The organism is Azohydromonas lata (genome assembly GCF_034427735.1).
Taxonomy (GTDB): Bacteria; Pseudomonadota; Gammaproteobacteria; order Burkholderiales; family Burkholderiaceae_C; genus Azohydromonas; species Azohydromonas lata.
The window spans coordinates 44162-68677 of the sequence record NZ_JAXOJX010000033.1; the positions used below are offsets into that span (position 1 = coordinate 44162).

The 24516-nt window shown below is 66.7% G+C and carries 24 protein-coding genes; 5 read left to right on the forward strand and 19 right to left on the reverse strand.

Features of this window, described 5'->3' with window-relative positions; translation table 11 throughout:
- Positions 1 to 51 precede the first annotated feature (51 nt).
- A complete protein-coding gene (locus SM757_RS19155; RefSeq protein WP_066331070.1) occupies positions 52 to 681 on the forward strand; it encodes a DUF4126 domain-containing protein in 630 nt (209 codons plus the stop codon).
- 60 nt (positions 682 to 741) lie between these two features.
- Here the strand turns inward: SM757_RS19155 and SM757_RS19160 are convergent, their stop codons facing one another.
- Genes SM757_RS19160 through SM757_RS19170 form a run of 3 tightly spaced genes read right to left on the reverse strand, consistent with a single transcriptional unit; the run spans position 742 to position 3481 of the window.
- Positions 742 to 1293 carry a flavin reductase family protein gene (locus SM757_RS19160; RefSeq protein ID WP_322466712.1) on the reverse strand — a complete coding sequence of 184 codons (552 nt, stop codon included), beginning with the start codon at positions 1291 to 1293 and terminating at the stop codon, positions 742 to 744.
- A 13-nt stretch (positions 1294 to 1306) separates the two neighbouring features.
- Positions 1307 to 2509: an acyl-CoA dehydrogenase family protein gene (locus SM757_RS19165; RefSeq protein WP_322466713.1), complete on the reverse strand. Its 1203-nt coding sequence runs from the start codon at positions 2507 to 2509 to the stop codon at positions 1307 to 1309.
- A gap of 33 nt (positions 2510 to 2542) precedes the next feature.
- On the reverse strand, positions 2543 to 3481 hold the full coding sequence (locus SM757_RS19170) for a 3-carboxyethylcatechol 2,3-dioxygenase (RefSeq protein WP_066331062.1): 939 nt from the start codon (positions 3479 to 3481) through the stop codon (positions 2543 to 2545).
- Positions 3482 to 3703: 222 nt separating this feature from the next.
- On the opposite strand from SM757_RS19170, the gene SM757_RS19175 reads away from it, so the two are divergent.
- Both SM757_RS19175 and SM757_RS19180 read left to right on the forward strand, forming a co-directional pair.
- Complete coding sequence (locus SM757_RS19175; protein ID WP_322466714.1) at positions 3704 to 4033, forward strand: hypothetical protein; 330 nt, start codon at positions 3704 to 3706, stop codon at positions 4031 to 4033.
- Positions 3963 to 4316 carry a hypothetical protein gene (locus SM757_RS19180; protein ID WP_322466715.1) on the forward strand — a complete coding sequence of 118 codons (354 nt, stop codon included), beginning with the start codon at positions 3963 to 3965 and terminating at the stop codon, positions 4314 to 4316. The genes SM757_RS19175 and SM757_RS19180 overlap by 71 nt, the downstream gene beginning before the upstream one ends.
- Positions 4317 to 4349: 33 nt before the next feature.
- Here SM757_RS19180 and SM757_RS19185 read toward each other — a convergent pair whose 3' ends face one another.
- The 13 genes from SM757_RS19185 to SM757_RS19245 form a co-directional block, all read right to left on the reverse strand.
- Positions 4350 to 4853, reverse strand: coding sequence for a flavin reductase family protein (locus SM757_RS19185; RefSeq protein WP_322466716.1), 504 nt, complete (start codon positions 4851 to 4853; stop codon positions 4350 to 4352).
- Positions 4854 to 4864: 11 nt separating this feature from the next.
- Complete coding sequence (locus SM757_RS19190) at positions 4865 to 5257, reverse strand: tautomerase family protein (protein ID WP_322466717.1); 393 nt, start codon at positions 5255 to 5257, stop codon at positions 4865 to 4867.
- Entirely contained in the window at positions 5248 to 6339 is a 1092-nt protein-coding gene (zapE, locus tag SM757_RS19195; RefSeq protein ID WP_322466718.1) for a cell division protein ZapE, read from the reverse strand. The genes SM757_RS19190 and zapE overlap by 10 nt, the downstream gene beginning before the upstream one ends.
- Positions 6321 to 6947 (reverse strand): FMN-binding negative transcriptional regulator, encoded by a 627-nt coding sequence (locus tag SM757_RS19200; protein ID WP_322466719.1) that lies wholly within the window; start codon positions 6945 to 6947, stop codon positions 6321 to 6323. Before SM757_RS19200 ends, zapE begins: the two co-directional genes overlap by 19 nt.
- Before the next feature lie 39 nt (positions 6948 to 6986).
- Positions 6987 to 8276, reverse strand: a complete 1290-nt coding sequence (locus tag SM757_RS19205; protein ID WP_322466720.1) for an NAD(P)/FAD-dependent oxidoreductase — start codon at positions 8274 to 8276, stop codon at positions 6987 to 6989.
- The gene (locus SM757_RS19210) at positions 8257 to 9579 is read right to left on the reverse strand and encodes a SidA/IucD/PvdA family monooxygenase (RefSeq protein ID WP_322466721.1); all 1323 of its coding nucleotides are present in this window, start codon (positions 9577 to 9579) and stop codon (positions 8257 to 8259) included. Before SM757_RS19210 ends, SM757_RS19205 begins: the two co-directional genes overlap by 20 nt.
- Before the next feature lie 14 nt (positions 9580 to 9593).
- Positions 9594 to 10970 carry a diaminobutyrate--2-oxoglutarate transaminase family protein gene (locus SM757_RS19215; RefSeq protein ID WP_322466722.1) on the reverse strand — a complete coding sequence of 459 codons (1377 nt, stop codon included), beginning with the start codon at positions 10968 to 10970 and terminating at the stop codon, positions 9594 to 9596.
- Between the two features lie 10 nt (positions 10971 to 10980).
- Positions 10981 to 12027, reverse strand: a complete 1047-nt coding sequence (locus SM757_RS19220; protein WP_322466723.1) for an aromatic ring-hydroxylating dioxygenase subunit alpha — start codon at positions 12025 to 12027, stop codon at positions 10981 to 10983.
- 24 nt (positions 12028 to 12051) lie between these two features.
- The gene (locus SM757_RS19225; RefSeq protein ID WP_322466724.1) at positions 12052 to 13578 is read right to left on the reverse strand and encodes a 4-hydroxyphenylacetate 3-hydroxylase family protein; all 1527 of its coding nucleotides are present in this window, start codon (positions 13576 to 13578) and stop codon (positions 12052 to 12054) included.
- 40 nt (positions 13579 to 13618) lie between these two features.
- Positions 13619 to 14377 (reverse strand): sulfite exporter TauE/SafE family protein, encoded by a 759-nt coding sequence (locus SM757_RS19230; RefSeq protein WP_322466725.1) that lies wholly within the window; start codon positions 14375 to 14377, stop codon positions 13619 to 13621.
- A gap of 455 nt (positions 14378 to 14832) precedes the next feature.
- Complete coding sequence (locus SM757_RS19235; protein ID WP_322466726.1) at positions 14833 to 15552, reverse strand: LrgB family protein; 720 nt, start codon at positions 15550 to 15552, stop codon at positions 14833 to 14835.
- Between the two features lie 3 nt (positions 15553 to 15555).
- Entirely contained in the window at positions 15556 to 15960 is a 405-nt protein-coding gene (locus SM757_RS19240) for a CidA/LrgA family protein (protein WP_066331026.1), read from the reverse strand.
- A gap of 5 nt (positions 15961 to 15965) precedes the next feature.
- Positions 15966 to 16979, reverse strand: a complete 1014-nt coding sequence (locus tag SM757_RS19245; protein ID WP_322466727.1) for a glycerophosphodiester phosphodiesterase family protein — start codon at positions 16977 to 16979, stop codon at positions 15966 to 15968.
- Between the two features lie 280 nt (positions 16980 to 17259).
- Here SM757_RS19245 and SM757_RS19250 point away from each other — a divergent pair, with 280 nt between their 5' ends.
- Positions 17260 to 20409 carry a transglycosylase domain-containing protein gene (locus tag SM757_RS19250; RefSeq protein ID WP_322466728.1) on the forward strand — a complete coding sequence of 1050 codons (3150 nt, stop codon included), beginning with the start codon at positions 17260 to 17262 and terminating at the stop codon, positions 20407 to 20409.
- Between the two features lie 60 nt (positions 20410 to 20469).
- Here the strand turns inward: SM757_RS19250 and SM757_RS19255 are convergent, their stop codons facing one another.
- Both SM757_RS19255 and SM757_RS19260 read right to left on the reverse strand, forming a co-directional pair.
- Positions 20470 to 21561, reverse strand: a complete 1092-nt coding sequence (locus SM757_RS19255) for a PEPxxWA-CTERM sorting domain-containing protein (protein ID WP_322466729.1) — start codon at positions 21559 to 21561, stop codon at positions 20470 to 20472.
- A 161-nt stretch (positions 21562 to 21722) separates the two neighbouring features.
- Positions 21723 to 22994 (reverse strand): O-acetylhomoserine aminocarboxypropyltransferase/cysteine synthase family protein, encoded by a 1272-nt coding sequence (locus SM757_RS19260; RefSeq protein WP_066331216.1) that lies wholly within the window; start codon positions 22992 to 22994, stop codon positions 21723 to 21725.
- 172 nt (positions 22995 to 23166) lie between these two features.
- Between SM757_RS19260 and SM757_RS19265 the strand changes: the two genes are divergently transcribed.
- Positions 23167 to 23313 carry a DUF3149 domain-containing protein gene (locus SM757_RS19265; RefSeq protein ID WP_322466730.1) on the forward strand — a complete coding sequence of 49 codons (147 nt, stop codon included), beginning with the start codon at positions 23167 to 23169 and terminating at the stop codon, positions 23311 to 23313.
- Positions 23314 to 23415: 102 nt separating this feature from the next.
- Here the strand turns inward: SM757_RS19265 and SM757_RS19270 are convergent, their stop codons facing one another.
- Complete coding sequence (locus SM757_RS19270) at positions 23416 to 24453, reverse strand: TerC family protein (RefSeq protein WP_322466731.1); 1038 nt, start codon at positions 24451 to 24453, stop codon at positions 23416 to 23418.
- Positions 24454 to 24516: the final 63 nt, after the last annotated feature.

Below are 24516 nucleotides of genomic sequence, written 5' to 3' on the forward strand. Positions count from 1 at the left end.
GGCCCCGAGGGCGCTGAAACCGGCGGCGCGGCCCTCCATTGCAACTTCGTGATGGATGCCGCCGCCCCGCAGAACCTGGCCCAGCTCGCCGCCCTGGCCGCGGCGCTGGGTTACAGCAGCGGCCTGCGGCTCTACGCCGCGGTCTTCCTCACCGGCCTGGCCGGCTGGCTGCAGTGGGTGACGCTGCCGCCGGGGCTTCAGGTGCTGCAGCAGCCGCTGGTGCTGGGCGCGGCGGGCGCGATGGTGGTGGTGGAGTTCGTCACTGACAAGGTGCCGGCGCTGGACTCGCTGTGGGATGCCGTGCACACCTTCATACGCATCCCGGCCGGTGCCGCGCTGGCCACGGCCGCCATGGCCGGCGCCTTCGGCGGCGACGCGTTGACCTGGGGCACGGTGACGGCCCTCTTGGGCGGCACCCTGGCCGCCACGGCCCACGCCGGCAAGGCCACGACGCGCGCGGCGGTGAACACCTCGCCGGAGCCCTTTTCCAATCTCGCCTTGTCACTGGCCGGCGACGCCGCCGTGCCGGGGCTGCTGTGGCTGTCGTGGACGCACCCGGTGGTCTTCTTCGCCGTGCTGGCCGTGGGCGTGGCGGTGGCGCTGGCGGTGACGGTCACGCTGTGGCGCTTCGTGCGGCGGCGCTGGAGGAGATTGCGCCGGGGGGCCGGGCCTGCGGCTTGAGGTCTTCAAGAACCGCGGCCGCAACGCCGCCTGTTCAGCAGCGCCGGCCCGCCCGCGCGTTCACTGCGCAACGCGGTGGAAGCTGCCGTTCAGGTAGATCAGCGCCTCGCCGTCGTTGCGCTCGCGCGTGGCGAGCACCTCGCACAGAAAGGCGTGGTGGGTGCTCTCGTCAAACACCTTGATGACCCGGCAGTCGAAGTTGGCCAGGGCACCGTCGAGGGCCGGCGCGCCGGTGGCGATCTCGTTCCACAGGCCGTGCTCGAAGCGCGCAAGGCCGTGCACGTCCTGGAGCATGCCCGCGAAGACCTTGGCCACCTCCTCCTGATCTCCGGCCAGCACGTTCACACACAGAGCCCCGCTGTCGAGCACCCTCTGGCTGGCGGCGACGTTCTTGTTGACGAACACCACCAGCCGCGGCGGATCGGCGGTCACGGAGCACACCGCCGTGGCCGTCAGGCCGGCGCGCGCCGCGCCATGGCCGGCCGTGATGATGGTCACGCCCACCGCGAAGTGGCGCATGCCGTAGCGATGGTGCTCCGACGACACCGTCGGCATGGCCCCCAGCCGCGCGTTGGGGACCCAGTCCAGCCGCTGGTTGATCTCCTTGCTCATTGCGCGCCCCCGCTCAAGCCTTGGCACCGAAGGGATTGGGCTGCGGCAGCGGATTGCCCAGCAGGTGGCCGCCCAGCAGCTCGCCGATGTTGTCCTGGTTCTGCGTGATGTGGTTGGCGCCCACCAGGATGTCGCGCATCTGGCGCTGCAGCGGGCTGTTCATCCAGATGCCGCGGGTGGAGGTCTTCTTGAAGATCATGTGCGCCGCATCGAAGCACTCGCCGCCCGTGAACTGGTTGGTGGAGAAATGGCGGATGCGCACGTCCAGCGGCACCAGCCGGCCCTGGGATGCGTAGCTCCAGGCCTCGTCCGTGTTCTGCAGCACGCGCGAGGTCGCCCCCAGGATCTTGGCGTGGGCCTCGCCCAGCCGGCCCTTGATGAACGGATCGTTCACCGCGGCGCCCACGGCCTGGTTGATATTCTGCCGCAGCTTCATGTGCTCGATGTAGAGGTCCGCCATGCCGCGGGCCATGCCGATGATGACGGACGACACGGCCGCGTAGAACACGTAGAAGAACGGCATCTTGTAGAGGTTGTTCACGCCGCCGTGCGAGCTTTCGTCATACGCGCCGATGACATGGCTGCGGTAGCCGGCGACAAAGGCGTTGCGCAGGCACAGCTTCTTGCTGCCGGTGCCGGCCAGGCCGACCACATGCCAGTCATCGACGATGTCGAACTGGCTGCGCTGCACCCAGAAGGAGCAGAACACGGTCTCGCCCTGCTCCTGCACCCGCCCGCCGACGAAGGCGCCGCCCGCGGCATGGTCGCAGCCGCTGGAGGTGAGCCATTCGCCGTTGAGCACATAACCGCCCTCGGCCTTGTCCACGGTGCCGAAGGGCGCGTAGGACGAGGAGACCAGGACGCTGCTGTCCTGCGCCCACAGCTCGTCCCCCACGCGGGCCGGCAGCAGGCCGACCTCGAAGGGGTGGACGCCCAGCACCATCACGTTCCAGGCGCTGGACGGGCAACCGCGGGCCAGCTCCATCAGCACCTTGTTGAGAACGTTGGGGTGCATTTCGTAGCCGCCCCAGCGCTTGGGCTGGAGGATTCTGAAAAATCCCGCGTCCTGGAAGGCCTGTATGGTTTCCTTGGAAACCATGCGGTTGGCCTCGCAAGCCTGCGCGCGCTCGCGCAGCATGGGGATCATGTCCTGGGCTCGCTGGACGATGTCCTCGGCGCTCGGGATCTGCAGCGGGGCGATTTCAATCTTGCTCATGGCTTGGGCCTCGGTTGTGAAGGGCAGGACGTTTCAGACGGTCGCGGCGCTGACCACGCCGTAGCCGGCAATCCATTCGTTGATGGGGCGGTAGTAGTCTTCGCGCGCGCTGTAGTCGCCGACGGCCTGCAGCGCGGCAAAGGCGGCGACCCAGGTGCGGACTTCGTGCGTCGAGCGGCCGGCCGCCTTGGAGATCTCGTCGATGCGAAAGGCATCGACCTGCTCCAGGCGGCCTTCGATCAGCAGCCGCATGAAGGCCTTGTCCCACTCGGGATTGAGCGGCGTCAGGCCGCACTGCGGCGTGCCGAAAATCTTTCCCGTGGCGATGGTGCGGGCCTGGCGGGCGGCGCGGAACTCCGGCGTCGGGTTGCGCCCGGCAATCAGGAAGTCGGCAACGTCCTGCGGCGCGTCGGCCAGCAGCGGGACGGGCGGCTCGTGCGAGAGGCCGCCGGTGCCCAGGATCAGCACCCGCTTGCCCAGCCTGGCAATGAAGCTGCCGACGGCCTGGCCCAGCTTGCGAATGCGGCGGTACGGGCCAAAGGGCGGCGCCACCGAGTTGATGATGATGGGAATCACCGGGTAGCGCTCCAGGCTGCCCGTCATCTCCTGCAGGGTCTGCGTGCAGCCGTGGTCCACCTGCAGCCGGTGCGAGATGGCGATGTCCAGGTCGCTGTCCAGGAGGTGCCTGGCCAGCTCCAGCGCCAGGCCGCCGGGCACCGACAGCGGACCCGGCTTCGTCTGGTAGTCGCCCACCGACTCGGCGGCGGTGGCGATGACGAAGGGCGGCATCAGGTCGTAGAAGAGGCCGTTGTAGTGGTCCGGCGCGAACACCACGATCAGCTCCGGATCGTAGGCTTCAACCTCGGCGCGGCACTTGGCCAGCACGGCGTCCACTTCGGCAATGACCTCCGCGCCGGGGTCGTTGAGGCCGCGCAGCGGCGTGTGGGACAGGCATTTCAGTTGCACGGGCATGAGTACTCCTCGCGCCATGGGCAGCGGCCCCAGGCGACACGGTGTCGGCGATCGGAATGGGTGCAGGAGAACCGGCGTGCGGGGAGCGCCGGGACCGTGGCATCCATGGGCTGGTGCGGTGGATTGCCGCGACGGGACGCACTGTCGTTGTGCCGTTGCAAACCGTAAACTGCGTGCACCCAGTGCACATCCGGCCATGGGTTTACCCCGACCAAGGAGCCCGTGCGCCAGGGCGAGCGCGATGGTCAATACACCCTGACCTTCGAGGTGCGAAGGTTGAGCGAGGGGTTCGAGGACGAAGGCTGGGTGGGGCACATCGCGCTGCCGGCGATGCAGGCCGCCGTGCGCGAGCTGGTGTGGCCCTGCGACCTCGCCACGGCGCAAGCGGGCTTCATGGCCGTGCGCGAGTCCACCCACCGCTGGAGCGCGCTGTCGCAGCACCGGACGAGGATCGGCGAGCGCATGCCCCTGGCCATAGGCCTTGCATACCTGGCCCGCGGCCGGCGAAGGCAAGCGCGAAGCGCTGCTGGAGCTGCTGCGTCGGCGCGATGACCGGCTCGGAGAGCTCGCCCGCGACGAGCCCTGCGTTTGGCGCCTGGTGGAAGAGACCCTGGAGCGGGGCTACGCGGTCAATGAGGGCGAGTCGATACCCCAGGCGAACTTCGCTGCCGTGGCGGTGCCGGTGCACGCCGGATCGCGCCTGCTGGCGGCCATGAACCTGGTGTTCGCCAAGGCGGCGGTGTCCAGCAACGACCTGCAGCAGCGCTTCGTGCCGGCATTGAAGCGGCTGGCCCATTCCATGGGCCGCGGCAGCTGCGCGCGGGTGGACGGCTGAAGCGGCCCGCGCGGGAAACCGCTCGCGGCGTTGTCAGCCCATGGGCAGGGCGTGATGAAAGCGCCCTCCGAAAAACACCAGCGGCCCGGCGGGCTCCGCGCGGGAAAAGGCCTCTAGCACCTCGCCGATGAAGACCACGTGGTCGCCTTCCTCGAAGTGCCGCTTGACGCGGCAGACCAGGCCCGCGTTGGCTTCACGCACCACCGGAACGTCCTGCGCACCGGGCCGGAAATAACCGTCGCCCCGCTTGCCGGGCTCGCGGGAGGCGAAATGGTTGCAGGGCTCCAGCTGAAACTCCGTCAAGGCGCTGACGGAGAACTTCCCGCTCCTGACGAAGGCGCCCAGCAGCCTGGAGCTCTTGCGCAGGCACCACAACACCAGCGGCGGCTCCAGCGAGACGGCGGCGAACGAATTGACCGTCAGGCCGACGTTCCCCATGCCGGGCTGGTGCGTGGCCACCACCACCACGCCGGTGGCAAACCCGGCCAGGGTGCGCCGAAGCGCCAAGGGTTCCACTGCCGCGACTGTCGCGCCCATGCTCATGTCCCTCAGACGTTCACGCAGTAGCCGAAATCAATTTCGCTGCCCAGGCGGCCGCCGCGCATACCCCAGTTTTCCATGGGATGCTCGACCAGCAAAATCAAAATGGATTCAGGCGCAACACCGAGCAAGGCCGACAAATTCTGCGCCAGAACTTCATACAGCTTCTTTTTCGTCTCCGCCTTGCGCCCCGCGAACACCGTAATCTCCAACTGCATGTAATTGACGGCGCCCACGCCGGGCGGAACAAAACCGTCCGGATCGAGCACCTGATACCTTGCCTGCAGTTCCTCGTCGCTCACACCGAACACGGATTTCAAGCCGTCGAATATGCATTGAATGACGGCTTGGCGCTCGGCCCTGCTGCGCGGGCGGGAATCTTCGATTCTGACTATGGGCATAAGGGACTCATTTCCAGAGGTGTTGCAACGGCAAAGGATGCGGATTGCATCTCGGCAAGCCGGCTCAGGGTGCGCTCCATGTCCACGGCGCAGGGAACGTCGCGCAACATCTGCTCCACGGGCCACTCCCCGCCCAGCAGCAGGCGCCGGCGACGGTCGTAGAGAATATCCACCAGCCAAATGAAGCGGCGCAAGCCATCGGCCTTGTTCAGTTGAGACTGAAGCATGTCCGACACGACCACCCCGCTCCAGCGCTCGGAAATTTCCAGGTAGTCCAGATGCGAGCGCGGCCCCAGGCAAATGGACTGAAAATCGAACCAGACGCCATCCTCTCCCAAGCCGCGCACGGGAATGGAGCGGCCATGAAGAGAAATACGGTCCGGGCCGCGACGCAACGACATGCCCAGCGTGTGCACCAGGTTTTGCAAAGCCTGGTCCGTGGCCTCGCCGCAAGGGTGAAGATAATGCTGGCGGCAAGGGGGCTCGCGATAGCGATAATCCCTCTCGCCATCCAGCCGCACGATGCTCATGTGCTTCCCGATCAACGCAATCAACGGCAGGGCATGCCGATGGAGCAGCGGATCCGGCAGCAATTGTTCAGGCGCATAATTCGACGTCAATATCACCAGCACACGCTCGTCAAGGAGCACGGCCAAAAAGCGCTCCATCAAGATGGCATCCGCCACGTCGTGCAGGTGAAACTCGTCCAGACAGAATATCCGGCACTGCTGCGCCACCTTGCGCGCCAACGTGCCCAGGTAATCCGCCTGGCTTTTTTCCGCTTGGGCGCGGCCACGGTGCAGGTCGCGCAGGAACTGGTGGTAGTGGATGCGCCGCGCCGGATGGGCGGCCGTGCTGAACAGGCCATTCATCAGCATGGTCTTGCCTCGTCCGGGCTCGCCCCAGAGGTAGGCGCCCAGCGCGGGGGCACGGCGCAACGGAGCCAGCCGTGACGGGATGCGTGCCTGCAAGCCGTCCAGGACGTCGCAGGCACGGCGCTGGCTCGCGTCCAGCACGACGTTGCGCTGCGAAAAATGCCCGGCCAGGAGAGTATTGCTGGCCCTCATTCCGCTCTTGCGCATTCCGAAAAATTCAGCAGCGTGGCCATCAATTCACGCCGGCAGGCCCCATGCTGCTGCAGCAAATACTCCAGCGCGGCTTCGCGATCCGCGTGCGGCTTGTCCTGTGAGAGTTTGAACCGCCCTTCCTCATGGTGTGAATGAATCCTCAAGCCGAGGATATGGGGAAGATACTTGATGACACGCGAGTCGGCCGCATCGAATTGATAGGGAGCGTCCGCCGGCTGCAGCCTGGCCGCAGTAGCGTGCAGCACGTGCTGCACCGCTTCCGGATGGTCCACCACCTGGATTTTCACATCCATATGCACAGAAACGTAATTCCAGGTAGGCAATTGTCGGCTATGGTAAGCCTCTGGAGGTATGTAGCTCTGCGGCCCCATGAACACCAGCTTGGCGGGGAAAACGCCTCGCCCCTGGAACTGCAGATTCCGGCGATCCACATGGCCGAACAAGCTGCGGTCCGCGTCACGGAACAAGGGTATGTGGCTGGCGTGCATGACCCCTTGGTATTCACTGCACACCAAAGCCAGAGGATACTGGCTGATCATCTGGTCTATCAGATCGGCACGCAGGCTTGTGTATTCCTGATAATGGAAGGCGCAGGTGGCCACTGAATTATTTCCCATGTGAATTTAGGTCAAACCCCTGCGTCAATCGACAATGGGGATACTGACCCGGGCACGCCTCCAGCGGTCGCCGGCAATGGCGGCTTGAGCAAGCCATTGCACGAAAACCCGGCCATGCAAGGGTTTGTGGACCGGTGGCAGAAGTTCCGGTGCACCGCAGATCAATTGCCGGGCCAAAGTCTGGCCCACCATATAAGACAAAGCCAGTCCGCGCCCATTGCAGCCGCTCCAGGCCCACACCCCGGCGCCTTGCGCAAACAGGCGAGGCAGGCCGTCGGGGGTGAGCCCCACGCGGCCGCCCCAAATATCTTCCGAGGGCGCGGGCTTCACGCCAAATACCGTCTGGATCCGTTGCCGCAAATGCTCGGCATGGCTGGATGCCGACGCGTGGCGATTGAGCGCGAACCATCCCGTCATCAGTTTTCCCTGCGGCGTCTTGCGGAAGAACCACATGTCGCGGCAGTTGTCGGAAAACGGAATGTCGGCAGGCAATATCTCGCGCAGGGCGGCGGGCGCGAGGTCGAACTGCCCAAGCACCAGTTCCAGGGGCACCGAATGGCGGGCCGCCGGACGCAGCGCTTCATGGCTGTACGCATTGCCCGCCATGAGAACGCGGCGCGCCTGCACGGTACCGGCGGGCGTGTGCAGGGTCTGCCAGGCATCGCCCTCGCCGGGGCGCACCTCGGTGACCGGGCAGTGCTCCGCCACCACGACGCCCAGCGCGCGGCAACGGTCGGCCAGCGCGCGGGCCAGGGCCAGCGGGTCGATCTGGCCGCCGTCCTCCAGCAGCATGCCGCCCTGGTAGTGCGACGTGCCCGCCAGTGCCTGCACGTCGCACGCCTGCAGCAGCCGCGCACGCACGCCCAGGTCCGCCCAAGCTTGCGCCAGCGCCTGTTGTTCCGACGAGGGCGGCTCCAGGAACAGTTGCATCCAGCCCTTGCGCGCGGCATTGGCGCCCGGCTCGGCCAACAGCGCCGCGGCGGCCGTCCCCAGCGCCGCCGTGAAGGCCGGCGCCTGTGCGCCCAGCCATTGGCGCAACTGCCCGGGGCCGATGCGCGCCGTGATGGGGATGACAAAGCCCGAGTTGCGCCCGGTCGCCCCGCTGCCCACCCGGTGCGATTCCAGCAGCACCACCGAGCAGCCGGCCTGGGCGGCGGTGAGCGCCGCGGCCAGCCCCGTCAGCCCGGCCCCGACGACGGCCAGCTCGCAGCGCGGCGGCAGCTTGGGCGGCACCGGCGCGGGCACCGCCGCGTCAGCCCGCAGCGCCCAGCCCGCCGGCGCCCGCAGCAGTTGCTCAAGCGCCGACACGGGCATGCCCGGTCGCCGGCAGCGCCAGGCGCTGCAGCACCGACTGCACGATGGCCTGCGAGCGCAGCGCCAGCAGGCTGAACGAGCCAGCATCGCCCATGCCGTGGGAGGACTCGCACAGGCCGTTCAGGTACAGCGGCGCCCCCTGGTCCGCCGCGCCCTGGAGCTGCACCCGGTAGTCCAGGCCGACGTCCACCGGGTTGCGCTGCGCCGCCAGGCGCGGCGAGACGGTCTGCATCAGGCGCGGCCAGGGCTCGTGCTTGGGGCCTTCGCCCAGGTCCAGGAAGCCCGTGGCCAGCACCACCAGGTCCACGGTCTCCTGGCGCGGGGTTTCCTCCTCCAGGAAGTGGCGCATGCGCAGCGTCACGCCTTCGGCGCCGGCTTCGCAGCCCTCGATCGCCATGCACGTCAGCAACTCCAGGCTGTTCTTGCCCTGCAACCGGTTGGCGTAGCGCTTGACGTAGAGCTGGTTGAGCACGTCGATGTCCGCCGAGGAATAGTTGGTGAACACCAGCTCCCGGCGCAGGCGATCCTTGTTCTTGGCGCTGGCCTTGAAGAAGGCGTCCACGAAGGCCGGGAAATAGACCTCGTCGGAAAACGGGCTCGTGTCCTTTTGCCGATAGCCGAAGTTCCGCGTGATGCCCAGCACGTGCGTGAGCAAAGGCTCGGCACTGGCATGCAGCAGGATTTCCACCGCGCTCTGGCTGCCCCCGACCACTGCGAGGCGCCCGCCGCCCGCCGCCTTGAGCTGCTCCAGCGCCGGCAAGTAGTCGTCCAGGTGTACGACGCGCGCATCGCTCATGCTGCGAAAAGGCTGGGGAATATTGCGGCTGCGCCCAGGCGCAAGCACCACGCAGCGGGCCAGGTATTGCGTGCCATTGGCGCAAGGCACGCGGTAATGCGCCACCGAGCCGTCGTCCGCCATCTCCGGAATGATGTCCGCGACGTCACAGCCATATTCCACCTGCTGCGCAAAACAGCCCGCCACCCAGCTCACATACTGTGAATACTCCAGCCGCAGCGGGTAATGCAGCGGCAGATTCAAGTGTTCGTAGAGCCGGTTGTGCTCATGCAGGAAATTGGTGAAGGTATAGCGGCTGCGCGGGTTGCGCGGCGTCACCAGGTCGCGCAAGGGATGGTTTTGAATGTCCGACCCCTCCAGCAGCATGCCGGGCTGCCACACGGTGGATTCCCGCCGCTCCAGGAAGCGCACCGACAATTGCGGAGCCTGTTCCTCCAGCGCAATGGCCAGCGCGATATTGGCAGGGCCGAAGCCTATGCCGATGATGTCGTAAACGGGCTGATTCACTTTGTCATCCCAATTCAAATGGCCAAGGCGGCCTCGGGTATGGCCCCCGGCACGGGAGCCGCGGGCCAGGCACTGGACAGCGCTGCTTCGAAACGCCGGCTGATTTCCTCGATGTCGTCGGCTGAAACCACCAGCGGCGGCAGCATGCGCATCACGGCGCCGTGCCGGCCACCGGTTTCGATGATCAGTCCCCGCTCCAGGCAGGCACGCTTGAGGGCCTTGGCCAGGCTGCCATGGGCTGGCGGCCGGCCATGGCTATCCCTGGGCCCCTGGGGATCGATCAATTCGATTCCCAGCATCAGCCCCCGCCCCCGAATTTCGCCGATACAGGCAAACCGCTGCTGCAGCGCGTCCAGCCGCCGGCGCAACAATTGGCCCATTTGCCGCACATGCTCCAGCACGCCAGGGCGCTGCAGATACTCCAGTGTGGCCGCGCCGCTGACCAGGGCAATCTGGTTGCCGCGGAATGTGCCGGCGTGGGCGCCAGGCCCCCAACGGTCATACTTGCGGTGGTAGGCCATCACGGCCAGCGGATATCCGCCGCCCACCGCCTTGGACATCAAAATGGCATCCGGCACGATGCCGGCATATTCATGGGCAAACATGTCGCCGCTGCGCCCAAACCCGGATTGAACCTCGTCCAGCACCAGGGGTACATCATGGCGTGCAGTAATCTCGCGCAGGCCACGCAGCCACTCGGCACTGGCCGGAATGCAGCCCCCTTCGCCCTGAATAGGCTCCACGATCAGCAAGGCCGGCTTGGTCACACCGCTTTCAGGATCGGACAGCAGATTCTCAATGAATGCCAGCGACAACTGCTCAGTTTCCCGGGAACCCACCCCGAAAGGACTGCGATAGGCATAAGGAAAAGGCAGGAACTGTATTTCCGCCGGAGAGCCGCTGACGGCGGCCTTGGGACCCAAATTGCCCATCATGCCCAGCGAGCCCATGGTCATGCCATGGTAGGCGCCCTGGAAAGCCAGTACCGAACGGCGCCCGGTGGCCGTTTTGAATAACTTGAGAGCCGCCTCCACACAGTCCGAGCCGGAAGGTCCGCAGAACTGAACGCGGGCATCCTCCGCAAACCTGGCCGGCAAAGCCCGGTACAGCGCCTCGACGAAATCCAGCTTGGCGGGAGTGGCAATATCCAGGGCTTGTTGCAACTGGCCGGATCTCAGGAATTCAGCCACCTTCTCCTGAATCAGCGGGTGGTTGTGGCCCAGGGGCAGCGCACCGGCGCAAGCCAGGCAGTCAATATACTCCCGCCCCTGGCTGTCATAAACCCGGGCAATCTCACCCCGGCTGATGACGCGGTCGATGCCGCGGGCGTAGGTTCTGGCATTTGATTCCCGCTCCGCCAGCAGCAGTCGGCGTTGTTCAAATGAATTCATGGCGGCCCCGTCAGCTCAAAACCACCGTTGCCGGCGCGGCACTTTCCCGCTGCGCCTGGGTTTCCATCCCCAGCTCCTTGATCCAACCACGGTATTCGATGCCCAGCTTGTCGCTGCGCACATGCATTTCCTGGTGCATGTCCAGGGGCAGGCGCGCAGGACGCTGCGATTCGACGATCAGCCTGTCCTGCTCGAACACCTTGTCCTGACGGAACAGGATTTGTTCCTCCGTCAAATTCTCGCCAAAATTGATGGCGACGATCAGCCAGATGATGCACTCGTCCGCGTCCACCGGCGTGGCATTCAGGAAGGTGCAGAAGCGCTCGGTTTCACCGGTTTTCTTGACAAAATAAGCCGTCGTGGGATTGAAAACCCAGTAGGTATAACGCGAAGTCACGGGAATGCCGCGATGATCGCCATAAGGCTGGAACACGGTGATTTCCGACGTATGCAGCCCGCGCTCGTCCTTGAAAACCTGGTAATCCTTCAGCGGCTCGGGCGCCTCGGGGTCGCCATTCAGGTGTGCATGCACGAAGGGGAAATGCGAGGCATCCAGGAAGTTTTCCACTGAACGCAGCGCGTTGCCTTTGTAGAAGTACGGGCCGGCAAATACCTTGCGGAAACTCCCGTCTTCCCATTGCGGGAATTCAGGCAGGGGGCGCGTGGGTTTCAGCAGGCTGCACCAAATCAACCCATAACGCTCCTCGGCGTGATGGCGGAATATCAGGCGATTAGAAGCGGGAGCAGCTTGGTCCGGGTGGGCCGGGACCCGGGTGCATTTACCGCCGGCATTGAAGCGCCAGCCGTGATAGGGGCACTCGATTTCACCGTCCTTGACGCAGCCCAGCGACAGCTTCGCCCCGCGGTGGCCGCAGTAATCCTTCCAGGCCTGGATGCGGCCCTTGCCGTCACGCCACAGCACCAGGTCCTCGCCCAGCAGCCGGATCGCCTTGGCCTGGCCGGCGACCACGTCTTCGGAGCGGGCCACCACGTGCCACTGATTCTTCAGGGCCTGGTAGTCCAGGCCGTTGCGATCCCATTTTCCTGCATACAGCATTGCAATCTCCTCCCTGAATGGATTTCAGACCCGGTCCTGGCATTTGCCATCAAATTGCCAACCCGGTTGCGTCCAGCCTTCCAGGGAGTAATCCGACATGCATTGATCCACCAGGGAGCGGCACTGCGTCAGCACGCCGCTGCTTTCGCAATGGCGCAACATGTCCAGCCGTACCTGTTCGTTATTGCCTGCATAGTTGTGCTCGTACAACTCATGCCGCCCGCCAAATTCGCTGCCCAACGCATCCCACAACAGTTTGATGAGCTTGAGCCGTTCCCCCGCCTCCTGGTCCGTGCCCTGGAAATAGCAGTCGATCAGCGGGCTGATTTCCGGATTCTTCATGTCCAGCCAGCTCGAAACCTGCATGATGGGCGACCCGCCCAAAATCGTGTTGAACACGGGCTTGAGCTGCGACATCATTTGCGTGCCGAAATAGCGGACGGTGGCTGCGGCTTCCAATCTCGGAACCACCGAGCCGTCCTTGCGCGGCTCGGGGTCGTGGCACAGAGATTCCGTCAATGACCACATCAGATTGCGCAAGGCCACGATGTCCGCCAGACGCGTGCGCACGCCCCGGAAACTGTCCGTGCCGTTGGATTCCAGCATTTTGGCCAGCAGACCGCACACGAAATCCATTTTGACGGCCAGGCGCGTGCCCGACTGCAGCGGGTAGCGGTTCAAAAAACCGGAGGCCGAGTAAAAGCTTTTTGCACGCTCGATATCCCTGTAAATCAGCACGTTTTCCCAGGGCACGAACACGCCGTCGAATATCAGCACCGAATCGTTCTCGTCGAAGCGGCTGGACAGCGGGTTGTCGAACGGGCTCAGCGCCGAGGCCTCGTAGGAGCGCCGGCACATGATTTTCAGGTTGGGCGCGTTCATGGGAAGAATGAAGCACAGCGCAAAGTCTTCTTCCCGGCCCGACTGGTAATGGGTGGCGCTGTTTTGGGCCACGAAAGTGGCATTGGCGATCGCCGCGCTGGTCGCCACCATTTTGGCCCCACGAACGATGATGCCGCCGTCGGTTTCCTTCTCGACGTGCAGATAAATGTCGCGCATGTCCGAGATATTGCGCGCACGGCCCACCGGCGGATTTACCAGCACGTGCGTGAGGAAACTTACCTTGCGTGCCGTCTTGCGGTACCAGCTGATGGCGTTGTCATGGAAAGGCGCATACAGATGCGGATCGGATTTGAGCGTGGCGGTAAATCCCGCCTTGTAATCCGGTGTCCGGCCCATGAAACCATAGGTCAGGCGCGACCAGCAGGCAATGGCGTCCCGGGCCTTGAGCAGGTCGGCGGCCGAGCGGCTGGGCATGAAATACCGGTGGGTTCTGTAGCCCTCCGGGTCCAGGTCGGTCATCACGTCCTGCGTGGCCGAGTCGTGCAGGGCGGCGTACAGCCGGGACATGGAATAGGCGCTGTTGCGAAAGGCCGGATGACGCGTGACGTCGTCCACTTTCTCACCGTAGATATAAACCGAACGGCCATCCACCAGACTACCCAGGTATTCCTCGGCAGTCATCATTTCATTCACACCCGCTTGATTCATTTCCATAACTCCATTTCACCGCCACCCATCAGCCAACCTGTTACTGGCCCAAATACCGGCCAATCAGGACGACCCCTGAACACAACACCACGACATTGATTATTTTTATGAACTGATCACGCGTCAGCCGCAAAGTAATACGCCGGCCCGCATTGACACCCACCAACATGACCGGCAACAAAACCAAGGCCAGCAAAACAATACTGATGTCCGCATAGACTCCCGCCAGCAAAAACAAAATGACCCGCGTCAGCGTGCTGAGGCCTATGAGCGTGGTTTGCGTCACGCGCATGCCTTCCTTCTGCTCGATCCGGCCGGACAAATAGATGGCATAAATGAAACCACCACTGCCGAACAAGGCACTGAACACCCCACCGACCAGCCCGAAGGGCACCGCGGCACCGGGATTGAACTTTCGCTTGGGACTGAATTTGCTGAGGGAATACAGCGAATAGGCAACCACAAAAATGCCCAGCACCAGCAGCATGACTTCTGGTCGGGTCTTCAGCAATATGGCGGCGCCCACCAGGCTGCCGACCACCATCAGCGGAACCAAGCGCTTGAGCTCCTGGACATCGGCCTTGCGCCCATCCTTGTAAATATTGGTCATGGCCGCAAGCATGTCCATGAGCGCCAGCAGCGGGACTATTTTCGCAAGCGGTAAATACAGGGCCAGTGCCGGACTGGCCACCAGGGCGGTGCCGAATCCGACCATGCCGAATACGAGGTATGCAACAGCGATGGCCACGCATATCACGGCACCGCTTCCGAAAGTCAACCAACCCAAATCCAATGCCATTTCTACCCTTCAATACTCGCAGCACGCCATGGCGCGCACCTGCACGAGCCTGGGCCTCGATGGCCAGGCACCACACGCACGGAAAAATGCTCGAACACTCTAGGCCAGCAAATGGCCCACAGCGGCATCAAGCATGAAAATTAATGCTGGCATTCGGCCGCCGGCATGGGCGGCCACAAAACAAGATTTTCGTCCACGGCACCGCAAATCCGGCAATCCACGACGGGCAGCTTATTCGTCCTTTAAATGCGTCCGCGATCCCCTGGGAGCTGCGCCATGCTCACTCCCACCCGGCACCGGCTGCCACGCGATGCGCATCGCTGATATTGGGCAGGCTGGATTTCACTTGCGGCGTCGGGAACTATAACCCCACATGTTTCCAGTTGCAACTTCAGCGCAATAAGTTTCTATGGCCAGGAAAAGCAGGCCTGGAGAGCTTCCCCTTGGCCGCGTTTTCAGCCTGGCAGCCACCGGGCCACCAAGGGCATGAGCAGCGCCGCCAGCAGCACCTGCAAGCCCAGCGCCATGCCGGCGTAGGCGCCGGCGTCCGGGTGCACCTGCAGCGCGCGCGCCGCGCCTATGCCGTGGGCAGCGGTGCCCAAGGCGAAGCCGCGCACGGCCCAATCGCGCACGCCCAGGGCGTCGAACAGGTATTTCGCCGACAGCGCTCCCACCATGCCGGTGAGCACCGCGAACAGCGCCGCCAGGGCGGGGATGCCGTTCAGTCGCTCGGCGATGCCCATGGCCACCGGCGCGGTCACGGATTTGGGCGCCAGCGAGCGCAGCACGTCCGCGGGCAGGCCCAGGGCCCAGCCGATCAGCACAGCGCTGCCGGCGGCGGCCGCACCGCCCATCAACGCCGCCACCACCAGCGCCACGCCGCGGCGGCGCAGCGCCTCGCGCCGCTGCCACAGCGGCCAGCCCAGGGCGACCACCGCCGGGCCCAGCAGGGCATGGACGAACTGCGCGCCCGCGAAATACGTCGGATACGGCGTGCGCGTGGCCAGCAGCAGCGCGCCCAGCATCAGTACCGACCACAGCACCGGGTTGGCCCAGGGCGCGTGGCTCACGCGCACGTACAGCGCCTGCGCGAGCACGTAAGTCACCAGCGTGGCCGTCAGGCCAAACAGCGGCGTGGAGGCCATGTAGACCCAGAGCTGCACGAAATCGGCCATGGCTCAGCCCTCCTTCCTGTCTTCAGGCGCGGCGCCGGCGCCCTCGCCTTCGCCTTGCGACCCCCCGTCCGAGCGCGCCAGCAGCGCGCGCAGCACCAGCGCCGTCACCGCCATGCCCACCCAGGTGGACAGGACGATGGCCAGCAGCAGCCTCAAGCCGTACTGCGACAGCAGCGCCAAGTGCGTGATGACGCCCACCCCCACCGGGACGAACAGCAGCGACAGGTTGGACAGCAGCACGTCCGCTGCCGCCGCCACGGGCGTGTGCAGCGCCGGCAGGCGCAGCGCGGCCAGCAGCAGCACCAGGCCGATCACCGGGCCGGGCAGCGGCAGGCTGAAGCCGCGCGCCAGGGCTTCGCCCAGGGCTTGCAGCAGCAGCAGCAAGGCGAGTCCGCGAAGAGCCTGCATGGTGCTCAGCGCCTGGCGGCGACGGCCGCGCGGCCCTGCGCCGGGTGGTCGGTGAAGAAGCCGTCCAGGCCGGCGTCCAGGTGGGCGTCCAGGTAGCCCCGCACATCGCCGTGGGCGGCCGGGTCGGTGCCGCGGCGGTATTCGGCGGGCAGGAACTGGTTTTCGGCACGGAAGGTCCAGGCGTGAACCTGCAGCCCGGCCGCATGCGCGTGCGCCGCCAGCGGCGTGGGCGCGTCCAGGTGTCCGTCGGCGCGGCGCGGAATGAGCATTTCCGCCTGCACGCCCACGGCCTGCGCGTAGCGGGCGACGTCGGCCAGGGCGGCGGGGGTGAGCAGGTCGGCGTAGCGGCGGGGGTCGCCCGCGGTGGCGAAATCCCAGGGCTGGCCGTCCAGCTCCATGAGCTGCACCAGCGGCAGATCGGTCAGCTCGCGCAGGCGGCGCAGGTTTTGCACCTCGAAGGACTGGATGAAGACGGGCGCCGCGCCGCGGCGCTGCAGCGCGCGCAGCAGCGGGGGCTCCAGCGGCAGGCCCAGCTTCCGGAAATAGCTGGGGTGCTTGGTTTCCGGGTAGAGGCCCACGGGGCGCCCAGGGCGGCGGGCGTTGGCCTCGGCGAGCAAGGCGAGGATGTCGTCCAGGCTGGGGATGCGGAAAACGTCGTCTAAGGCCGTGCCGCGCAGCGCGGGCAGGCGTTCGCGCGCGCGCAGCGTCTGCAGCTCGGCCCAGGTGAAGTCTTCGGTGAACCAGCCGATGCGGGGCTGGCCGTCTACGGATTTCTTGCAGCAGCGCGCGGCGAATTCGGGGCGCTCGGCGACGTCGGTGGTGGCCTCCTGCAGCGAGCCGTCCGGCCGCAGCAGCGCCAGCGCGTTTTCGTGCCTCGCCACCAGCACGCCGTCGCGCGTGCTCACGAGGTCGGGCTCGATGAAATCGGCGCCCTGCTCTATGGCCAAGCGGTAACTCTCCAGGGTGTGCTCGGGGCGGCTGCCACTGGCGCCGCGGTGGGCGATGACGAGGGCTTGCATGGCCGCAGCATCGCACGCGCGCGGGGCCTCGCGCGAGGGCGCTGCGGCTGGCGCAGGCAGGGCCGCGCCGTCGGTTTGAAACCGGCAAAAACCGCGTGCTGCACGGGCGTTTCCCGGCGGGTCCGGCCTATGGCAAGGCCTGTTCCCGGACCGGTGTCCGGAAGCCAGGGAAACCCTCGTTGGTACGTTCCCACACCCTCCGTAGGACAACCTGAATGAGCGTGGAAGCAGCGCCGGTTCGCAGTATTGTGAACACCCACCTCACTGAAGTTGAGCTGCCTTGAAGCCCTTCCTGTCATGGCGAATGCTCGGCCGCCTCGTGGTGCCGGGCGTGGGGATCGCAGCGATTGCTGCGGCTGCATATGCGGTGGTCGAGGAAGTGCAAAGCTCCCGATGGCAAGCCCGCCAGCTCAGCAAAGTCAACAGTGAGTTGGGCTTCGAACTGCAGCCCGGCCCAACCGACCAGGTGCGCTACCCCGGCGACGGCCCCTACGACCTGCGCCTGGGCTACACCCAGCTGCCCATGTTCATAGACCGGCTGCGCCGCCAGGGCTACGCGGTGCAGGAGCAGGCGCGCATGACGCCGCGCATGGTCAGCCTGGCCGAGCACGGCATCTTCCCGACCTACCACGAGAAGAACCAAGGCGGGCTGGAGCTGCTGGACTGCCGCGACCAGCCCATGTTCGCCGCGCGCTACCCGCAGCGCGTGTACGACGGCTTCGGCGACGTGCCGCCGCTGCTGGTGCAGGCGCTGCTGTTCATAGAAAACCGCGAGCTGCTGGACGCCGACGCGCCGCAGCGCAACCCGGCCGTGGAATGGGACCGCCTGGGCAAGGCCGCCGTGTCGCTGGGCCTGCGGCTGGTGGGCGACAGCCGCTCGCCCGGCGGCAGCACGCTGGCCACGCAGATCGAGAAGTACCGCCACTCCCCCGAGGGCCGCACCGACGGCGTGCGCGACAAGCTGCGCCAGATGGCCTCGGCCTCGCTGCGGGCCTACATCGACGGGCCGGACACGCTGGCGCGGCGCCAGCAGATCGTGGTGGACTACATCAACACCGTGCCGCTGGCGGCCAAGCCCGGCTTCGGCGAGGTCAACGGCATGGGCGACGGCCTGTGGGTGTGGTTCGGCCGCGACTTCGACGAGGTCAACCAACTGCTCACCGACACCGGCGAGGAGCCGCGCCCGCAGTTGCTGGCGCAGCAGGCGCTGGCCTTCAAGCAGGCGCTGTCGCTCATGATTTCGCAGCGCCGCCCCTCGCACTACCTGGGCGAGGCCGACTCGGGGCTGGACGAGCTGACCAACAGCTACCTGCGCCTCATGACGGACGCCGGCCTCCTCACCCCGGCGCTGCGCGACGCGGCGCTGGCGGTGAAGCTGGAGCTGCAGGCCGGCCCGCCGCTGCGGCCGCCGCAGCAAAGCTTCGTGGAGCGCAAGGCCGGCACGGCGGTGCGCACGCGGTTGTCGGCCATGCTGGACGTGCCGCGCGCCTACGACCTCGACCGCATGGACCTGCGCGCCCACGCCACGCTGGACACGCCCGTGCAGCGCACCGCCACCGAGCTGCTGCGCGGGCTGCGCACGCCGGAGGGCGCGCGCGCCGCGGGGCTGTACGGCTTTCACCTGCTCAAGGACGGCGACGACCCGGGCAAGCTGGTCTTCAGCTTCACCCTGTTCGAGCGCGGCGAGGGCGTGAACCGGCTGCGCGTGCAGACCGACAACTGGGACCAGCCCTTCGACATCAACGAGGGCGCGCGGCTGGACCTGGGCTCCACCTCCAAGCTGCGCACGCTGGTGACGTACCTGGAGATGGTGGCCGAGCTGCACGAGCGCTGGGGCAAGCTCGACGCCATCGCCCTGGCGGCGCTGCAGATCCCGGAGCGCGACCACATCGGCCGTTGGGCGCGCGACTACCTCCTGCACACCAGCGAGCGCGGCCTGCAGCCCATGCTGGACCAGGCCATGCAGCGCAAGTACTCCGCCGGCCCCGGCGAGGGCTTCTTCACCGGCGGCGGGCTGCACTTCTTCGCCAACTTCGAGCCCGAGGACAACGGCCGCATCCTGACCGTGGCCGAGGCGCTGAGGAACTCGGTCAACCTGCCCTTCATACGGCTGATGCGCGACGTGGTCTGGCACGTCATGTACAACGCGCCGGACGCCAACCCCGAACTGTTCAACGACCCGGACAACCCCCGCCGGCGCGAGTACCTCGTGCGCTTCGCCGACAAGGAGGGGCAGGCCTACCTGCTGCGCTTCTGGCGCAAGTACCAGGGCAAGGACTGGGCGCAGGTGCGCGAGACCCTGCTGCAGGGCGTGCGCGAGACGCCTCCGAAGCTCACCGCCGTGCTGCGCACCATAGAGCCCAAGGCCGGCATGCAGCAGCTCAGCGACTTCCTCGTCCAGCAGCTGGAAGAGGAGATGCCCAACTACACGGACAAGGAGCTGCGCAAGCTCTACGACACCTACGACCCCGAGCGCATGTCGCTGTCGGATCGCGGCTACGTCGCCAGCGTGCACCCGCTGGAGCTGTGGCTCGTGGGCTGGTTGCGCGAGCACCCGCAAGGCATGTTCAACGAGGCCGTCGCGGCCAGCGCCAAGGAACGCCAGGAGGTTTACTCGTGGCTGTTCAAGACCCGCTACAAGGGCGCGCAGGACGTGCGCATCAAGAACCTGCTGGAGATCGAGGCCTTCATCGAAATCCACCGCCGCTGGAAGCGGCTGGGCTACCCGTTCGAGTCCATCACCCCGTCCTACGCCACGGCGCTGGGCGCTTCCGGCGACCGGCCCGCGGCGCTGGCGGAGTTCATGGGCATCCTGCTCAACGACGGCGTGCGCCAGAGCACGGCGCGCATAGAGGAGCTGCACTTCGCCGCCCACACGCCCTACGAGACGCGCATGGTGCTGCAGGGCAACGCGCCGGAGCGCGTGCTGCCGCCGGAAGTGGCCTTCACGGCGCGGCGCGCGGCCTTCGACGTGGTGGCCAACGGCACGGCGCGGCGGCTCAAGGACGTGCTCAAGCTGCACGACGGCAGCATCGTCCCCATCGGCGGCAAGACGGGCACGGGCGACCACCGCAAGGACAGCTTCGGCCGCCACGGCGTGCTGCTGTCCTCGCGCGTGATCAGCCGCTCGGCCACCTTCATGTTCCTCATCGGCGACCGCTACTTCGGCACCATGATGGCCTACGTGCAGGAGCCCTACGCCGCGCAGTACAAGTTCACCAGCGCCTTGCCCGCGCAGCTCATGAAGTCGCTGGTGCCGGCGCTGGTGCCGCTGCTGGACAAGGGCTCGTGCCCGGCGCCGAGGCACGAGGCCGACATCCTGCCCGCCTCGGCCGCCGCCCCCGCCGCCGCCACGCCGGCCAACGTGCTGCAAAGCGTGCAGGTGCGCGCCGACGTCCAGGCCCAGCCGCAGCAGGCCGCGGCGCGCTGAGCGCGCCCTCATCCGGCCGCGGCGGCGCTTGCAGCCGCCGCGGCCGGTGTCACGTCGGGATCAGCCCGCGTCGGCGCGCCGGCGCCGCACCGCCACCCCCACTATCCCCACGCCCGCGAGCATCAGCGCCCAACTGCCGGGCTCGGGCACGGGCGTGGCCACGAAGCCGCGCAGGTAGCCGTGGAACAGGCCATAGCCCACGATGGCGCCGGAGTCGTTGATGCCCTGCGCCGACAGCAGCGCCCAGCGGCCGGCCTGGTCCGGCGCCACCAGCGCGTTGAGGTCGCGCCCAACGCCGTCGTGCCACAGGTAGGCCGACAGGTTGCGGCTGCCCACGATCCAGCCCTGGTCGTTGATGTCCCGCGCCTCGCCGAAGCCGCTGCTGGCCAGCGCCGTCATCTTCCCGCCGCTGTAGAGGAAGGGCAGCAGCTCGCCGCCGGCGGTGTAGCTGTAGCCCACCACCTGCCCGGCGTTGTTGACGGCCAGTGCCTGGCCGAAGGTGCCGCCCAAGGAGGGCAGCAGCGTGGTCTTGCCGCCGTCGATCATGAAAGGCCGGCGCACCACGTCGCCCGCCATCACGGCGCCGCCCACCACCACGCCGCGGTCGTTGATGCCCAAGCCCTCGCTGGTGTTGCCCACGGCCACCGCGCGGGTGGTGCCGCCGGCGTAAATGAAGGTCTGGCCGTTGATCTGCCCCGTGACCTGCCCCGAGGCGTTGACCGCATTGGCCACGCCATTGGCGTAGCCGGCCACGCCGGCGGCCAGGTCGATGAAGCTGCCGCGGCTGTAAAGGGTTGGGCGCCGCACGCCGTCGGCGTTGGTGGACCAGCCCACCACTTCGCCGCGGCCGTTGAGCGCGGACGCCACGCTCAGCCCGCCGCCCAAGGTGCCCAGCAGGCTGAGGTCGTTGCGGCCCGTGCCCAGGAAGATTTCGCGCGTGTGCGTCGTCCCGTTGGCCATGGTGCCGGTGATGAGGCCGGCGTCGTTGATGTCCGCGGCCGAGCTGGTGCTGCGCGGCGCCAGCGTGCCCAGGTTGAACACGCGGTAGCGTGGTGTGTCGGTGTCTTGGGCTGCCAGCGCCGTCTGCGCCGCGCAGCCCAACAGGGCTGCCACGGCCAAAAGGCCCGGCAGCGTTGTGCTTGTTTGCTTCATGCAGTACCTCCGTGGGACGGCCTGGGCACTGTAGGTGCCCGCCGCGCGCTTTCTGGAGGCCGGAAGCGTTTCTTACCGCTCTGTAATAAAAGCGCCTTGGGCGCCCCCGCGGGGCACAGCGCGCAGGCGCTGCGGCGGCGGGGGCGCAGGCGGCGCGGGGCTTACACCGCGTCCAGCGCCTGGGCGATGTCGGCCTTGAGGTCGTCGATGTGCTCGATGCCGATGGACAGCCGCACCGTGTCCACCGTCACGCCGGCCTTGGCCAGCTCTTCCGGCGAGAGCTGGCGGTGCGTGGTGGAGGCCGGGTGGCAGGCCAGCGACTTGGCGTCACCGATGTTGACCAACCGCGTGACGAGCTTCAAGGCGTCCTGGAAGCGCGCGCCGCCCTCCAGCCCGCCCTGCACGCCGAAGGTGAGGATGCCCGACGCCCGCCCACCCATGTAGCGCTGCACCAGCTCGTGGTCGGCGTGGCCCGGCAGCCCGGCGTAGTTGACCCACTTCACCTTGGGATGGGTGCTCAGGAACTGTGCGATGGCCAGCGTGTTGTCGCAGATGCGTTCCATGCGCAGCGACACCGTCTCGATGCCTTGCAGGATGAGGAAGGCGTTGAACGGGCTCAGGGCCGCGCCCGTGTTGCGCAGCGGCACCACGCGCGCGCGGCCGATGTAGGCCGCCTCGCCCAGCGCCTGCGTGTAGACCACGCCGTGGTAGCTCACGTCCGGCTCGTTGAGCCGCTTGAAGCGCTGCGCGTGCTGGGCCCAGGGGAATTTCCCCGAGTCCACGATTGCGCCGCCTATCGAGTTGCCGTGGCCGCCGAGGTACTTGGTCAGCGAGTGCACCACGATGTCGGCGCCGTGCTCGAAGGGGCGGCACAGGAAAGGCGTGGGCACGGTGTTGTCCACGATGAGCGGGATGCCGTGGCGGTGGGCGATGTCGGCCAGCGCCTTGAAGTCCGTCACGTTGCCCAGCGGGTTGCCGATGGATTCGCAGAAGAGGGCCTTGGTGCGCTCGTCGATGAGCGGCTCGAAGGAGGCGGGGTCGCGCGGGTCGGCGAAGCGCGTCTGTATGCCCGACAGCGGCAGCGTGTGTGCGAACAGGTTGTAGGTGCCGCCGTACAGCGTGGAGGAGGAGACGATGTTGTCGCCCGCCTCGGCGATGGTCTGTATGGCGTAGGTGATGGCGGCCATGCCCGACGCCACGGCCAGGGCGCCGATGCCGCCTTCCAGGGCCGCGATGCGCTGCTCCAGCACCGCGGTGGTCGGATTCATGATGCGCGTGTAGATGTTGCCCGCGACCTTGAGGTCGAACAGGTCGGCGCCGTGCTGCGTGTCGTCGAAGGCGTAGGCCGTCGTCTGGTAGATGGGCACGGCCACGGCCTTGGTGGTCGGATCGGGGCTGTAGCCGCCATGCACGGCCAGGGTTTCAAATTTCAACTTGTGCTCCTCCAATCAGTGGGAACCGGAGTTTAGGCAGGCTGCGCCAGGGTGCGGCCGCATCCGCGCTTGCGCTGGCTCAATGCGGCGCCGTCAGTCGATTTGAGCCTGCGCAAAGGCGTTTTTTGCATGCGGTAGTCAGATACGCGGACTGAACAACAGGAGGACAACCATGCATGCACTCAAGGATCTGCTGACCACCGACTACGGCCTGATGAGCGTCGGCGTGATCGTCGTCACGCTGGGCCTGGGCGGGTTCTACCTGCGCTACTTCCTGCGCCACATCCAGCAGGACATGGCCCGCCAAGGCGCCAAGTAAGCCGCCCACGCAGCCTGGACACCACAAAGCCGCCACGGCATCCCTGCCGCGGCGGCTTTGTTGCATGCCGGCCGGGCCGGCAACGCATTCAGTGCAGCGTGGTCACGGGCGGTGCGCCGCCAGGGACGCCGGCTTGTCCGGCGCCGGCTTGCCGTCCACCGCGCCTTGCGGCTGGGCGCCGCGCGTCTTCCACAGCGACACCAGCACGCCGCCGGCAATCAGCGCCAGGGTCACCGACAGGCTCACGCTCGCCGGGACCTTGCCGATGACGTTCACCAGGAAGATCTTGCCGCCGATGAACACCAGCACCAGGGCCAGCGCCACCTTGAGGTAGGCGAAGCGGTGGATGAGCGCCGCCAGCGCGAAGTACAGCGCGCGCAGGCCCAGGATGGCGAAGATGTTGCTGGTGTAGACGATGAAGGGGTCGGTGGTGATGGCGAAGATCGCCGGCACCGAGTCCACCGCGAAGATCAGGTCGGCAAACTCCACCATGCACAGCGCCAGGAACAGCGGCGTGGCCCACAGCACCGCGCGGCCATGCTGCGGGTGCGGCGCCTTCACGAAGAAGGCCTGGCCTTGCAGTCGCGGCGTCACGCGCATCACGCGGCGCAGCAGCTTGAGCATGGGGTTGTTCTGCATGTCCATGGCCGGCTCGTCCTTGCGGAACATCCACAGCATCTTCGCGCCGGTGAGCACCAGGAAGGCGCCGAAGAGGTAGAGCACCCAGCTGAACTGCGACACCAGCGCCGCGCCCAGGCCGATCATGAGCGCGCGCAGCACGATCACGCCCAGCACGCCCCAGAACAGCACGCGGTGCTGGTACTGCCGCGGCACGGCGAAGTAGCCGAAGATCAGCGCGATGACGAAGACGTTGTCCATGGACAGCGACTTCTCGATCAGGTAGCCGGTGAAGTACTCGGTGCCGGCCTGCGCGCCGAGCTGCCACCAGACCCAGCCGCCGAACACCGTCGCCACGGCGATGTAGCCGGCCGACAGCCACAGGCTCTCGCGCACGCCGATCTCGTGCTGGTCACGGTGCAGCACGCCCAGGTCCAGCGCCAGCAGCAGCGCCACGATGGCCAGGAAGCTCAGCCACAGCCACAGGGGTTGAGTGAGGAACGGTGTGTAGAGGAATTCCATAGTCGCTGCCGGCGGGCAGTGGGAGCCAAGAAGTGGCGGTGCGGCGGCTTCAGGGCGTCAGCC